9 protein-coding genes and 4 tRNA genes are annotated in these 14,709 nt (G+C 45.6%); 2 read left to right on the top strand and 11 right to left on the bottom strand.

What is annotated here, in order from left to right:
* Positions 1–4: 4 nt before the first annotated feature.
* The 3 genes from DFP75_RS02670 to DFP75_RS02660 are packed head-to-tail and all read right to left on the bottom strand — an operon-like array spanning position 5 to position 7,964.
* Positions 5–4,939 carry a non-ribosomal peptide synthetase gene (locus tag DFP75_RS02670; protein ID WP_110571955.1) on the bottom strand — a complete coding sequence of 1,645 codons (4,935 nt, stop codon included), beginning with the start codon at positions 4,937–4,939 and terminating at the stop codon, positions 5–7.
* A complete protein-coding gene (locus DFP75_RS02665; protein WP_110571953.1) occupies positions 4,939–6,954 on the bottom strand; it encodes an AMP-binding protein in 2,016 nt (671 codons plus the stop codon). The genes DFP75_RS02670 and DFP75_RS02665 overlap by 1 nt, the downstream gene beginning before the upstream one ends.
* Positions 6,955–6,965: 11 nt before the next feature.
* Entirely contained in the window at positions 6,966–7,964 is a 999-nt protein-coding gene (locus tag DFP75_RS02660; protein WP_110571951.1) for a TauD/TfdA family dioxygenase, read from the bottom strand.
* 183 nt (positions 7,965–8,147) lie between these two features.
* Between DFP75_RS02660 and DFP75_RS02655 the strand changes: the two genes are divergently transcribed.
* Together DFP75_RS02655 and DFP75_RS02650 are read left to right on the top strand one after the other, a co-directional pair.
* Complete coding sequence (locus DFP75_RS02655; protein ID WP_110571949.1) at positions 8,148–8,381, top strand: MbtH family protein; 234 nt, start codon at positions 8,148–8,150, stop codon at positions 8,379–8,381.
* A gap of 27 nt (positions 8,382–8,408) precedes the next feature.
* Positions 8,409–9,833 (top strand): diaminobutyrate--2-oxoglutarate transaminase family protein, encoded by a 1,425-nt coding sequence (locus DFP75_RS02650; RefSeq protein ID WP_110571947.1) that lies wholly within the window; start codon positions 8,409–8,411, stop codon positions 9,831–9,833.
* 686 nt (positions 9,834–10,519) lie between these two features.
* Here the strand turns inward: DFP75_RS02650 and DFP75_RS02645 are convergent.
* The 8 genes from DFP75_RS02645 to DFP75_RS02610 all read right to left on the bottom strand — a co-directional run bounded on the left by DFP75_RS02645 (position 10,520) and on the right by DFP75_RS02610 (position 14,691).
* Positions 10,520–11,317, bottom strand: coding sequence for an IucA/IucC family C-terminal-domain containing protein (locus DFP75_RS02645; protein WP_110571945.1), 798 nt, complete (start codon positions 11,315–11,317; stop codon positions 10,520–10,522).
* A gap of 807 nt (positions 11,318–12,124) precedes the next feature.
* The gene (locus DFP75_RS18815) at positions 12,125–12,394 is read right to left on the bottom strand and encodes a WYL domain-containing protein (RefSeq protein ID WP_484170952.1); all 270 of its coding nucleotides are present in this window, start codon (positions 12,392–12,394) and stop codon (positions 12,125–12,127) included.
* 193 nt (positions 12,395–12,587) lie between these two features.
* A complete protein-coding gene (locus tag DFP75_RS18650; RefSeq protein WP_281270035.1) occupies positions 12,588–12,722 on the bottom strand; it encodes a hypothetical protein in 135 nt (44 codons plus the stop codon).
* Between the two features lie 831 nt (positions 12,723–13,553).
* A complete protein-coding gene (locus tag DFP75_RS18295) occupies positions 13,554–13,745 on the bottom strand; it encodes a hypothetical protein (RefSeq protein ID WP_137169579.1) in 192 nt (63 codons plus the stop codon).
* A 472-nt stretch (positions 13,746–14,217) separates the two neighbouring features.
* Positions 14,218–14,293, bottom strand: a tRNA-Val gene (locus tag DFP75_RS02625).
* Positions 14,294–14,352: 59 nt separating this feature from the next.
* Positions 14,353–14,429, bottom strand: a tRNA-Asp gene (locus DFP75_RS02620).
* A gap of 55 nt (positions 14,430–14,484) precedes the next feature.
* Positions 14,485–14,560 (bottom strand) — tRNA-Val (locus DFP75_RS02615).
* A 54-nt stretch (positions 14,561–14,614) separates the two neighbouring features.
* A tRNA-Asp gene (locus DFP75_RS02610) sits at positions 14,615–14,691 on the bottom strand.
* Between the last annotated feature and the right edge of the window lie 18 nt (positions 14,692–14,709).

Raw genomic sequence — 14,709 nt, 5'->3', positions numbered from 1 at the left:
CCTATTAAGAATCCGAAACGAGATCAAGTTGTGCTGCTTGCAGTTCTTTAAGTAGAGCTAAGAATGCTGCATCATCAATACCTGCCTCTGGGAAATCTGATGCCGTCGCACGGCCAGCCGATGGCGAGCAGCAATGCTCTACTAGGTTTCTAAGATTGTCGGCAAACTGTTCGACGAGGTCTGGCGCCTCCACAAACTCTGGATGTTCAGTGGGATAATGGAAATCCACTACCAGGCATCCATTCAGTACCAATGCATTCACATCAAGTAAATGGGTACGATGGTTGTCGTCAGCACGCATTGCAGGACACAAAGGCTGCGCTAATTGCCACAAAGCCCCCTCATTATTTGACCCCATAGCAATGGTTTGCTGACCTAAATAATTGAAGGTCACCAGTGATGTATCTGGCCATGGCTGCTGCCCTTTAGCATCTGCCAAATAACGTGCCAAGCCATAACTCAAACCATTGTTTGGTATGTTGCGGTATGCTTCTTTCACCGCTGGGATAGCTTGCTCTGGTTGACTCAAAACAGGCAAACGCAATGGGAAACGACTCGTAAACCAGCCAATACTGCGGGACAGATCGAGATCACTTTGCTCCGTTTCACGCCCATGCCCTTCCAGCTCCACGGCAATATGCTGCAATCCTTTGGCATGCCCCAGAGTCTGTACCAGCGCGGTTAACAGAATCTCGTGAATACGCGTGCGGTAGGCTTGATGAGATTCGGTCAGTAAACGCTGAGTCGTATCTTGATCTAACTCTAATTGGCAATGGGCGCTATGACGATAAAGGTTTTCTGCATCGGCCTTGGGCTGCTGCGCTTCGTGTTGCTCACGCCAAAAGTCGATCTCTTGCTGCGGCAGTGCATTCGCCCATTCGCCTAGGTATTGTTGCCAAGCATCCAAGCCAGACGTTGTCGCAGGCAAGCGTACGGATATCTGATTTAACGCGGTCTGATAGAGATTTTGCAAATCTTGCAGCACTATTTGCCATGACACCGCATCCACAATCAAATGGTGCGCACAACATAGCAACTGCTGAGACGGTGTAAACCATACGAAACGTAGCAATGGGGCTTCACTTAAAGAGAACTGCCCTTGGTAATCAGCCAATTGCGTATCGGATACTTCGTGCGCAGATACCTGAACCAGCTCATCCAGCCATTCATCTTGCCAAGTTTGATACGTCTGTTGCCAAGTATCGCCCTCTTTGACAAACGCTAAGCGCAGGCTGTCATGATGCTGCACTAACTGTGCGACAGCATGGCGTAACGCTGTCATATCAAGCGTTTGCGCACATTGCATAAGCAGCGATTGATTCCAATGTTGAGGCTGGCTTTGTTGCTGCTGCATAAACCAATGCTGGATAGGCGTTAGAGGGAAATACTCTAAGCGTGATTCAGGCTTGGTTGATTGATTTGCCGTCTCGGTGGTGGAACCCGCCTCTAACACTTGAGCAACATTAGCTAATTCAGCCATGGTTTGATGCTCAAACACTTGCTTAGGCGTCACCACAACACCTTGCGCTTTTGCCTTAGCAATAATTTGCAAACTAAGTATTGAGTCACCGCCTACTTGGAAAAAGTTATCACGGGCACTGAGGCTTGGTTTGCCTAATACTTCCCGCGCAATCGCTAACAAACACTTTTCAACCTCACTGCCTTCGACTTCAGCAACGAGTGCTAGCTCAGCAATGGTTTGCTGCTCAAAAATGTCTTTAGGTGTCAGCTTAATCCCCGATTCTTTCGCTTTGGCAATGATCTGTAAGCCAAGAATCGAGTCTCCGCCATGAGCAAAAAAGTTGTCATGAATGCCAAGCTCAGGCCTATTTAGAAGTATCCGCCAAACATCCAACAAAGCACTTTCGACAGGCGACATGGGTTCTGGCTGGCCCTCACCCGAGCCAAGGTCAGAAGTTTGTAAGATGCAATCTTCTACATTTAACTGAGCCAAAGCAGTACGGTCGACTTTGCCATTACCCAAACGAGGCAATTGCTCAAGCACTAACCAGCGAGCTGGAATCATGTAATCTGGAAGCTGGCTCTGCATCGCTTCACGCAAAGCGAGCGCTTCATCTTTAGTCGTAACTAAATAGGCAACTAGACGATTATTGTTACGTTCATCAGGGACATTCAAAACGACCGCTTGGGCGCCTTGCTGATTCAACCAAGCTTCAACTTCCCCGAGCTCGACACGGAAGCCACGCACTTTAACTTGGAAATCAGTGCGGCCAATAAAAAATAGCTGCCCGTTTTGCCAAGTAACTTTGTCACCCGTGCGATACCAAACTTTTTCCTCTTGTAGGAAGCGCTCTTTAGTAAGAGATTGCTGTTGCCAGTACCCTTGCGCCACGGTTGGCCCAGATACTTGCAGCTCTCCAGGAAACCCTTGCACGACAACATGCCCGCAATAGTCCACCACTCGCACACTAACTCCCGCTAGAGGGCGCCCTAAGGCAATATGAGGCTGCTCAGCATTGACCTCATCAGCAACAATACCAACCGTGGTTTCGGTCGGGCCATAGTGGTTCACCACACGTACGTTGGGTTGACGCTGTTTGACTTGCTGCACCAGCTCCGTGGTTAAGGCTTCACCGCCACAGAGCAAGCTATGCTGTGGTAATACGTGATGGCTCTGGGTCGCCTTAAGCAAGCCATGCATATGGGACGGTACAATTTTCAAGCAATCGACGGGATAAATCTGCAAATGTTCGGCTAAAGCGTCCGCGTCAAGAGCTAGCTCTTCAGGGATGATTTGTAACACTCGACCAGATAGCAAAGCACCAAACGTCGCAGTATAACCAAGGTCTGCACCACTGCCCGCTAGCGCAGCAAGACTGGCTTGCTCAGGCAAGTCTAAACGCTGCATCGCCGCTGCAACGTAATGGGCCAAATTAGCTTGGCTAACCACGACGCCTTTAGGCTGCCCGGTAGACCCCGAAGTATAAATCAGATACGCAGGTGTAGCGGGTGTTACCATCTGTTCAACCACAGGCAAAGCGGATGAACTTAAGTCAGATTCGACACTGGTGCGTAAATCAAACCAATCCGCTTGTTGCTCTAGCCATGCAGGCGCTTCGCCTACTCCAACCGTGACACGTAATTGCGCGTCCCGTTTAATAAAATCTAAACGCTGTGTCGGCCAACCTAGGTCCATCGCCACATACGCCGCACCTAAGCGCCAGCATGCCAACATAACCACTACTTGCTCGACGCTGCGCTCGATGTACAGGCCCACACGATCATTGGCAACCACACCACGTTGTTGTAGCTGAGCAGCGCACACTTCTACACGGTCCAGTAATTGGCGGTAATTTAAGCGCTCATCCGCTAATTGCAGCGCTAATGCATCCGGTTTGACTTCGCAATAATTCTGAAAGGCTTGCCAAGCAGTCGCTTGTGGCACAACTTGTTCAAGCTCACCGGATAACGACAGCCCCGTCTTCGCTAGTGCTATTTGCTCCAGTGACAGGTTCTGATCTTCTACCAGTTGCTCGATAAAGTATTCGAACATCGCCACAACGGTTTGCACTTTTTCACGTTTAAACAGCGCATCGTTGTAGCGCCACTTACCCATAAAGTCCTGCTGATTATCCACCACTACAAGGTTTAGCTCATGCGCTGCCCCCCGTTGTTCTGCTAATAATTCAGCTTCAACAAGATTATCTTTCAGGGCGTCTGGCCGCTCATGGTTCAAAGTAAACATGTGCTGAAATACTGGTGAACGCCCAGCTTGACGAGGCAGATTAAGCTGCTCAACCAAGGAAGCAAAAGGATATGCCTGATGCTGCATAGCTTGGTTTATCTGTGCTTTCACCTGTTGCAGCCATTGAGCGAATGGCACACCTGTTTGCAGCTGACAACGTAACGCTAAGGGGTTTACCAAGTACCCAACAAGTTCCGTATGATCTTTCTTCAAACGCCCTGAGCTTGGAGTACCAATCACAAACTCTTCTTGCCCAGACAGCCGCCCCATAAACCATTGGAAAGCGCTCATCCACCAAACATAGGGAGTAATACTTGCATCACGACATAACGCACGAATGCTCGCCGATGTTTCCGAGTTGAGATAGAAAGACAGCTCTTCTCCCGACTGACCTGTGTCGGCTGTTGGCTGATAGTCCAAAGGCAATTGCAATTGCGGGACATCCCCCAAAGCATTCAGCCAATAAGATAGTGACGCATCGCTGTTCTGAGTTCTTATTGCTTGCTCAGCAGCCCAATCACGATACTGATACGCGAGAGTATCAAGCGTGTCGTCCTCACCATTAAGCAAAGCCAGCAGGTCATGACGAATCTTCTCAAAGGAGATAAAGTCCGCTGCGATATGATGCGCAGTGAGTAAAAGGTATTGTTCTGTTTGCCCACCGTTTTGATTAACTAATAAATAACCACGACAAACATCACCTTCTTCTAACTTGAACGGTTGATCGGCCCTTTGAGCCAACCAACTCTGAATGGCATCGTTATCAAGCTGTTCGCTGTGTTCAACAAACAATGTAGGTACAGCTTGATGAGATGTAGGTGCAACGTGATGGGATGCACTTTGACCAACCCACTGAACAGGTTCACCCTCAATTTCACCATAAGCACTGCGCAGAATTGGGTAAGCTTGCAACAAGGTTTGAAACGCTTGTTCAACAGATTCTACCGCCAGCCCTTGCTTGAGCTTCACCGCATAAGCCATATTGTAAGCAATGCTGGTAGGATTCATGCGATACATAAACCACAAAGCACGTTCGTTTACGCTTAGCGCACGTGCATTAAATAGCTCTGGCTGCGCTTGCAAACACTCAATCAAAGCAGGCTTCTGGTCTCGCAACTGAGCTTTTAGTTCTGCGGTCATAGCGCCTTCTGGCGCTTTAAAGCCAAGCTTATCGCCATTTAGACTTAGAACAATATTACGACGGCGAAGAGTCTTGATGAGAGAATTGGGCATTAAATTTCTCCCTCTAGCATGGACTCATCTTCATATTTAGCTGAGTTCATTAGTGTTTGTTGTTGAGCGGTGATCGCCTGAGCAAACGCCTCTAAACTTGGTGATGACCACATAAGCTCTTGTGCAATACTAGTCTGCATTGCTTGTTCAAGGTCATGCATCAAGGTCATCGCATCTATAGAATCCAGTCCTAATGCTGCCAGCTCCGCATCCGCCGGAACCTGATCAATGGCAGTACTTAAACGTTGTGCCACCCACCACTGCAACCACAGAACAACATCTTCAGCACTAGGCTCAAGAGGCATATCGACCTCAGGAAGAACGCTTTCTTGTGACACGGCCTTGTGCCATTGATGAACAATCGTGAGCGCACTGTCTTGATATAAATCGCGACATTTCAAACGCTGAATTTTCCCTGATGTGGTCTTGGGTAGACTCGCGGGTGAAATCAAAATAACGGCCGACAAAGACAATTCATGGACTTGAGCCACCACTTGGCGTATCGCTGTTGTCAATTCAGCCAAATCCGCGCGCCGCAGACCATGGCGTGACAACTCTTGCACAAGAACCACTCGCTCCGGCTGCCCCGCTACAGCAGGCAATGAAAACGCTGCGCCACCATGGGCAGTTAGGTCTTCATCAATACCTTGTACTGTCGCTTCAATATCCTGTGGAAAATGATTCACGCCATTGACGATCAGCATTTCTTTTAAGCGCCCATTGATACACAAATGACCATCCGCAACGAACCCCAAGTCCCCCGAACGGAAGTAGCCGGATTCACCAGCAACGGTCAGGTTAAATACTTGTCGGTTTAACTCTGGCTTGCCCCAATACCCAGCACTGACACTGTTTCCTTTGAACAGAATTTCACCTTGCTCACCCGGCTCGACTTCTTGTAATGAGGCCGGATCAACAATCTTAATCGGCATTTCTGGATGCAGCTCACCGGAACAAACACACTCACCCGAGGTATTGGAGGATAGTGTCTTCCAGCTTTGTTCCGTAGTCATAGCCGCTACAAATAAGCAAGCTTCTGCCATACCGTAACTAGGTTTCATTGCCTCTGCTGACAGCCCTACTGATGCAAATGCAGAATCAAAGCGCTTCAGTGTTTGCTCTAAAATCGGCTCGGCGCCGTTCGGAATTGTTCTCCAGCCTGAAAGATCGAGAGACTGTTTTTGCTCATCATTGATACGATCAACACAATGATCAAAAATAAAGTTTGGGCCACCACTAATCACTTCCTGATAGCGGCTAATAGTTTGCAACCAAGCGAAAGGACTTTGAATCACCAATGGCGGCGGCAGCAAGCAGACAAACGAGCCCTTTAAAATCGGAGTTAGCACATATCCGACCATCCCCATATCATGGTACATAGGTAGCCAAGAGACACATTGACAGTCAGCGTTAAAATCAAACCGTTCACTGATCAAACGAGTATTTTCTAGCAGATTACGATGGGATAGCATCACGCCTTTTGGCGCACCGGTTGAACCCGAGCTATATTGCAGAAACATCACATCATGGCTATCTACATCTGGACTTTGCCACGCATCAGCCTGATCACCTTTATCCGAATCAACCTGCACAATGGCACAAGTTAGTGCTTGTGCATCGCGCCATTGATTCACTTTTTCTTCATGACCACTACTACACAACACCAAAGAGGCTTGGCAGTCCTGAGTAATAGAAGCCAAGCGTCCCCAGTCTCTACGGCGATGCTGCGGCGGATACGCTGGCACAGCAATTACTCCCGCATAAACACAGGCAAAAAAACCTACAACATAGTCAATACCATTCGGCATCAACAGCAGTGCTCGCTCCCCCTGTTCAACATGCTGGCGCAATACAACAGCCAGAGATTTCGCTCGCGCCGCCAACTCTGAGAAGGTGATTTGATGATCAAGCTCAGCACCTTTTGCACTGTACCCAAAAGCCACTTTATCCGAATAATCTTTGGCCTGTTGCTCCAGTACACCAATCCAATTCTTTGGTTCGACCGTTTGCTTCATAAATCCCCCTCTTAAACCAATTGTCCACCAACCATTGGCTCAGCCATGGCAACAACAATTTTTCGGTTACCAGAAAAGGCGCTACGACCGTGTGCAGCAAGCATGTTATCCAACATCAACACATCCCCTTCCTGCCAAGGAAACACCACTTGGCATTGATCAAGCACTGAACGAACATGGTCTAAGTCCTGCTCATCAATAGGCGTTCCGTCACCGTAATAGACGTTACGAGGTAGATTTTCTTCACCCACAATGGAAATCAGCGTATCGCGAGTTTGCTGTGGAAGATTTGAGATGTGAAATAGATGTGCTTGGTTAAACCACACCATTTCACCTGTACGCGGATGCTGTGCAACGGCTTGGCAACGCTGGCGTGTACGCAACTCACCGTCGCCTTTCCATTCAAATTCAATACTGTTTGCTCGACAGAAAGACTCAACTTGCTGAGCATCCTCTGTACCAAACGCTTTTTGCCAAGGTAGATCCAAGCCGTTGCCATAGTTACGTACATACAACAGCTCTCTTTCAGCAAACTTCTCTCGCATATTTTCATCCAGCATCTGAAAGATCTTGCGGCTATCAGCAATAGGCGTTTCACCGCCTTCTGGGGAAGCTGTTACACAGTGAAACCAAATACGCATCGGCCAGCTCAGCGTATAAGCTTGTTCGTTATGCAACGGGATTATTTGATGGGCTGGATACTCGGTGGAAGTGTAAACCCCTGAATCAACCTTAGTACGAGGGGTGGATGCGTAATCATAGCTCAATAAATCATGACCAAACGTCTGAGCAAATTCGCGAAAGTCTTCTTCACCATTAAAATCAAAACCACGTAGTAAAACGCCACCACATTGCTCCAAATGGTCTTTAATTGCAGCCTGAATATCATCAATCACTGCACGCCAGTTACGAGTGTCTAAAGGCTCAACCAATAATGGCAAAGCCGTATCTGCAACACTTAATTGACCCAATTGCACCGTCGCACGAACACTTGTAGCACTATCCACCATTGCGTAAACCTTTTCTCAAAATCTTAAAAACCAAACGCTTAGCTATTTCACCAAGCCTAATTACCAGAATTTGCTAGCGATCATACACAAAGAGAAAATAATTTAAAAGCTAGTGATAATTATTTTCATTTAAATTATCATCACTCACATTAACAATACTTAATATATGTAAAGGCAGACACTATGAGCATTGACAACCCAGATACTCAATTCCGAGTCGTCATCAACCAAGAAGAGCAATACGCTATTTGGCCAACGTTTAAAGAAGTCCCTAACGGCTGGACACAAGTAGGCCAAGAAGGCACCAAAGACTCTTGCCTTGCGTACATATCAGAACATTGGCAAGACATGCGCCCTAAAAGCCTAAGAGATGCTCTCGAACAAGACACTGGCCACCAGACTACGGCACAGGTTTAACACCTTATACTCGTCAATGGAGCTTATATGAGTTCAATATTTTGCGAATCGGTTGTACAAGAAGAGGCGCGCACTTCCAGTAATTTGCTAGGGGGGCTAGCCCGCTTTATTCACCAAAAAGAGCGTATTCTAGAACCAGACCATTTGCTCACACAGCAGGCAAAGCGAGAATCTAACGCCCGCAGCTATCCTAGACGCCTTCCCCTTTCTCTCAGCAAAAGCCATGGTATTTTTGTTGAAGATAGCCGCCAACAGATCTATATAGACGCATTGGCGGCAGCGGGAACACTGGCTTTAGGGCACCACCATCCAGAGATACAGCAAACGATCCGAGAGACCCTTGATAGCGCCATCCCGATGCAAACGCTAGACCTCACCACACCAATAAAAGAAGCCTTTATTGACAAACTGTTTGCTTTGCTTCCCGAAGCTATGCGCCGCACCAGTCGCATTCAATTTTGCAGTCCGTCCGGTGCAGATGCTGTTGAAGCGGCGATCAAACTCGCCAAAACCGCAACTGGACGGCGTACCGTGCTGTCTTTTTCCGGCGCTTACCATGGTATGACGCAAGGTACACTCAGCTTAATGGGCAACCTAGGGCCAAAATCCCTCATTGGCCCCACCGTGCCGGATGTTCAATTCCTGCCCTTCCCTCATGCGCACCGCTGCCCTTATGGTGCCGGAGAAAATGGCGTACAAATCAGCCTTCGACAATTAGAGTCCATGCTCAGTGACCCAGAGTCTGGTGTACTGAAACCGGCCGCAATCATTGTAGAAGCCGTACAGGGTGAGGCAGGAGCAATACCCGCTAACCAGGAGTGGTTAAGAGGCTTACGTGATATCACTCGTCGCCATTGCATCGCTTTGATTCTCGATGAAGTTCAAGCAGGCATGGGTAGGACAGGAGAAATCTTTGCCTTTCAGCATTCCGGTATAGAGCCAGATATTATGGTGCTATCCAAAGCCGTTGGTGGCGGTTTACCGCTGGCGGTCGTGGTGTATCACGAAGACTTCGACCAATGGAAACCCGGCGCCCATGCTGGTACTTTCCGTGGCAACCAACTCGCTCTTGCCACTGGTCAAGTGGTCATGAAACAGCTTCAAGAACACTCATTACATCATCACGTGAAAGAAATGGGGAATGTTCTCCAAAATGGTCTTAAAGGGATAAACAGCCCGATCATTGGAGAAATTCGAGGCATTGGACTGATGCAAGGTGTTGAGATCGTCAACCCCATGTCAGAAAAAGACCATATGGGGAACTACGCTCTAGATGGAGCGAGAGCTTTACTAGTGCAAAAAGAAGCTCTCAAACTAGGACTCATTACTGAAGTAGGAGGAAGATATGGATCGACTGTTCGCTTCCTTCCACCGCTTATTATCAGTAGAGCTGAAGTCCATACCGTAATCGCTATTTTTGCAGAGGCCATCAATCGCAGCACACCGAATTAAGCCATTTATACTAGCTCAAGTAGCCAAAGGATCAGATCTTGATGCAACTCTACAAAATTTCAATATAGATTAAAATATTAGTGTTATGTGGGGTGAGTCCTTGTCGCCTCCCCCCATATAACAAGACCGTACATACAGGCCTCGTATACATCTCTCATGTAAACTTATATTCAGGATACGCACTTAACAACACATCCCATTTTTTCTCTTCATCAAAATTCACCACTTGCATTATCAATCATGGTGCATTGATTCAATACTCTAATTATGAAGTCAGCTACTTGATCATTTGGTTTAACGGTTTGACGCCATTTCGTGAAATCATCGGCTTGAGCTTTTGATTGAACATATACAGCTTCTTGACTCGGATTCAGGTATATCAACTTCCGATTTCCACCCCAAGAAACTTAACACCTTCAATGCTGTGCGCGATATGTGTCTTGAACTCGTTCACTTTAAGCTTGAGCTCTCATTACAAGGTAATCGCTACCCGTACTCGCATTTTTCCTACACAAACTCTGCAACTACATAAGATCAGGATATCATCGCACAGAGTGCGATTGGGTGTTCTAGTTGAGCGCGTTTGTATCCTAATGAGCTTTTTAATAGCTCCTTAAGTTAAAGCTAACTTCATAACAAGATAACTCTACTATCATGCCTCACTATACATTTATGCTGAATACGCTTTAGGGCAAGCCTTGAGTTTTTTTACGTCGCAGTAATCTCAATGGTAATGGGCATGCACCGCAATAATCTGCTGGATCAGTGGTTTGATAGTAATAACAGCAAGTTTGTCGTATTCGAACAGGCTCCTCTATGTATGGGACTTGAGACATTTCGAAGTAAAAATCTGCGATGGGATTTTTAGGTAAGCCAAATAATTCAGTCGTGTTCGGATCCAGTAACAACGAAAAATCTTCCTGAGCAACAGTTTTTCGCTCCTCTGGAACCCCTAGTAAAATACGGCTTTCATAGATACTAAAAACTCGAATTGCAATGTTTTCCCAGAGAATATTCTTTGGCGTGCGAGTCAGGCGATGAAATTGCTCAACAAGAAGTGTCAGGTGCCCAGCAAAAGCGTTATGCAGCAACTTTTCCCGCCATGCAACTCGATTACCATCAGGCTGGCTCACCGATAACTTCTTTAAAGCCACGCTTGACCGCCAATGATCATCTTCTTGAGCAAAGTGAAACACACTATTCCCTTCCTTCACATTCAATCCTTTATCATAACGAGACATGGCGAACAACACTGGGGCAAGCGTTAAAAATGCTACTCGTTTAAGAATCAAAGACACTGTAACTTTGATATTAGGCGCCTTAATAACTGGCATAATTTTTTCCAAAATCATAAGGCACTGCTGATCATCAAGAAACATTGACGATGGTATGGCAAGTACTTCACTTTGCATGAATGGTGTTAGTCCAAAGCTCGACAAAGATTGCCACTGTTCTTCTGTAAAGCTACTTAGATAGGCATCCATTGGTTACTCCCTGTGTTGTCAAATTACGCACTTTTCCAAATGGAGTGCACTTAGTAGTGTCAAATAATGGGTCTTGAGAAATATGGAAATGCATGCCAAATAAAGCTTTCATCATGTCAAAATCAGGAATGTTTTCCGGCTTTTTTTAGAGAAATATACTCCCGCCCTTCATTGTAAACATCTGATGTGCATAACGGTACGCTAAGTTAAGATCATATAATACTATTAAGTGGTTGCTCCTAGCTTTTGATTAAGTTCAATCAGAAAATCTAGAGTTTCAATTCGATGGGGTTGATCAAGGTAGATTGCCTGCTAAGTCCATGAGTCCACAGCACCAATAAGTATCATTCCCATAGGCACCATAAGAATCTGTTGCTCCTTGAAAGAGAGTCACTACTCGTACAGGTGGAGAAGAAACCTGAGCTCAGTTAAGGCAGTCTTTCTTGCATCAAGCTTGAAGCCAACTTTCTTCTTACGCTCTTCTATAGGTGAGCCTTTACTGTTAGCAACTTTCGCAAGTAAAGTTACGAGATTACCTATCAGGTCTACTGATTTGTTCCCACTCCTGCTGATATTACTAAATACAATCGCGTTGAGCTTTTTATCAAACGTGACATCTTTCAGTTTTACGTTAATCCTGCATACAGTCTCTACCATTCACCCTCCAAACATTATCAAAACCGACGCCCGCGGCAACTAATTGATATTGATTAGAATTTACACAGCTTTAGTAGATAAGCAAAACTTAATTACCATAAAATGCCGCCTATTTACATATTGTAACAATTTTTACAAAAACCAATATTCTTATTTGTTTTTGATAAATAGTCCATCCAAACTGACAGACAATGTCTGAATCGCAGCTACCTCTTCAAGCAGCTCATCTCTAAGAGATACAGGTTCACGCACAATTAAGCTGGCTCCTTGGCTAAGCAACCAAGCGCGCGTATCTCTATCATCAGGAATTACAGCTCGAAGCAGGAACCACTCCTCAGAATCAGTTTCCAGTATAGTCTGGGTATCACTCAATTTTGTTTCCTCAAGTCTTTTCGCTAGTCCTTTGTCAATCAAGGCCACAAGATGGAGTGATTCGTCAGAATACTTAAACCCAGGCTCGCCATCGTCTATGTAACACTGAAGCGAAAAACTTGGATTAGGGCGGAAGTCAGACGAAGATAACTTCGCACTTCTGAAACGATGCAGAGCATAATGCCTTACATTATCATAATCGTTACAAGACCCAGAACGTATGTGTCACTTTTTCAAATCATTATTCATGAGAGTGAAGAGCGCCTGAATGAACTTTGTCTTTAGAACGACTGTAGTACGTCATATCTAATGCCTTATTTGACATGATCGTTTCGCACACTGTTGCCCAAATATCTAGCTCAATCTGTGCGGGCATTAGCACCTTACCATCTGAAACTATTTTGACTTTTTCCAATCAATTTACATAAGGTCTGTCAGAATGAGATTTAAGAAAGCTCTTTGCACGATTCAATTGCGGGGATAACTGAAATAAAAGCGGAGTCGGCATTATGCCTAGCAAATATTCGTTTACGAGAATTGTACTCACTGCAGAATGCAGCAAAACTTCCCTGATAGTCTTCAGAAAAGCACCACCTATGCGGACGAACTTTGTCATTGCAGATGATTGGATAGTTTTTAGCTAATGCAACAAGATCGCGTTGCAAGCTACGAAAAGTTACTGAAAAGCCTTTACGCTCTAACTTTTCGAGTATGTCTTTGTTGAGATACTTGGCTTAGGCGCAATCGGTAGAAGCTCCAGTATACTGATATATCGAATGACAGAATCCATCTCTACACCCATTACTTTATTTGTAGTGAATTCTACCCTAGGGAGTACTTTGATTGTTCGCTATATATCGCTTTAAGCGCCCCCTCATTAATACACCACAAAGAATCGCGAACAAGATTTCCCCCCTCCCCACTCCTATAGGCTCAAGTCATTGAATACCTCGCTCGGTGTACTTAGCTATTTTTGAGTTTTTCCTTATTGTCAAACGCGCTTTCAGCCAAGGCTGATATTTCTTAAAGACAAGCAGGATATTTCTTGCTATCAAAACCTTTAAACATACTCTCCAAACTCCATTGTGCGTAACACCTGCAAAACATCTTTACGGCTACTCTGATTATTCATCAATGTGACTGGCACAAACTTACCTAAAACAGGAATTTCCGAGTGCATCCACTCCTGAGCTCGTTCAAGTGATTCTTAGACTTGGACAGCTTGAACAACATAAACCTTCAACACCTCAACCTGACCATTTACAGTAGAGTCATGCTGATCAGGATATGTTTCATACGACCCTATAACATCTAGTAGCTCTTGATACTCGTAATTGATAGAAGATGGGCAATTAAGCAGTTCTGCCACCATATTCTGAAGATCAATAGTGGTCTTCAATCTACCTTGGCTACTCTCCAATGACTTGTTGGAGATACTCGCCCCCTTTTGATCACACGTTAATAAAATACTAACACGCTTATAGCGTTTCGTTCAGTTAGCTCTTACTCATGACCTACCTTCACGCGCAGACCGACCTTAGCGTCACTAAGAGCATTGATCGAAATAAACTCAGGTCACAACGTTTTTTTATAGAAATCTACTCATACAAGATCTGGCGAGAGCATAAAGCAATTCAAGCTTTAAATTAACTGAAAGGAAGAGAAAGCCAATAAAGTCAAACAAGGTATTAAAAAAGAGAAACTAGGGAATGTGTGACTTATTGGTACGAACTGCAAAATAAGACACGAGTCGGTCACACTTTAGTGACATCAAAAATCAAGAAAAATTTTGATCACAAATATTATATGACTTGAGGAAAGTAGAAGCTTTTTAAGATCAGATAATTATGAGGAAATTTATTATTAACAAATGGTGGGTGTGGAGAGGTTCGAACTCCCGACATTCGCCTTGTAAGGGCGACGCTCTCCCAACTGAGCTACACACCCGTTCATACATAGCGATAAAACTATAAGAAACATTTTGCATTACTTGACTGAGCAAGTAATGGCGGAATGGACGGGACTCGAACCCGCGACCCCCTGCGTGACAGGCAGGTATTCTAACCAACTGAACTACCACTCCAACACGATCTAGTACTTTTGCTTCTACCTAAGTAAAAAGCCCACTGTCTAGTTAGTGGTGGGTGTGGAGAGGTTCGAACTCCCGACATTCGCCTTGTAAGGGCGACGCTCTCCCAACTGAGCTACACACCCGCTTTGAGATAACTTTTACATTATCAAACTCTTTGCCAAACTTAATATAAGTAATGGCGGAATGGACGGGACTCGAACCCGCGACCCCCTGCGTGACAGGCAGGTATTCTAACCAACTGAACTACCACTCCAACACGATCTAGTACTTT

The organism is Marinomonas alcarazii (assembly GCF_003208215.1).
Classification (GTDB): Bacteria; Pseudomonadota; Gammaproteobacteria; order Pseudomonadales; family Marinomonadaceae; genus Marinomonas; species Marinomonas alcarazii.
This window is presented reverse-complemented; position numbering and strand designations above follow the sequence as displayed.

What these genes read in the sequence shown, in the direction of transcription:
- DFP75_RS02670 (WP_110571955.1), bottom strand. Translation starts at nt 4,939, where the DNA reads ATGCCCAATTCTCTCATCAAGACTCTTCGCCGTCGTAATATTGTTCTA.
- DFP75_RS02655 (WP_110571949.1), top strand. Translation starts at nt 8,148, where the DNA reads ATGAGCATTGACAACCCAGATACTCAATTCCGAGTCGTCATCAACCAA.
- DFP75_RS02660 (WP_110571951.1), bottom strand. Translation starts at nt 7,964, where the DNA reads ATGGTGGATAGTGCTACAAGTGTTCGTGCGACGGTGCAATTGGGTCAA.
- DFP75_RS02650 (WP_110571947.1), top strand. Translation starts at nt 8,409, where the DNA reads ATGAGTTCAATATTTTGCGAATCGGTTGTACAAGAAGAGGCGCGCACT.
- DFP75_RS18650 (WP_281270035.1), bottom strand. Translation starts at nt 12,722, where the DNA reads ATGCCCGCACAGATTGAGCTAGATATTTGGGCAACAGTGTGCGAAACG.
- DFP75_RS02665 (WP_110571953.1), bottom strand. Translation starts at nt 6,954, where the DNA reads ATGAAGCAAACGGTCGAACCAAAGAATTGGATTGGTGTACTGGAGCAA.
- DFP75_RS02645 (WP_110571945.1), bottom strand. Translation starts at nt 11,317, where the DNA reads ATGGATGCCTATCTAAGTAGCTTTACAGAAGAACAGTGGCAATCTTTG.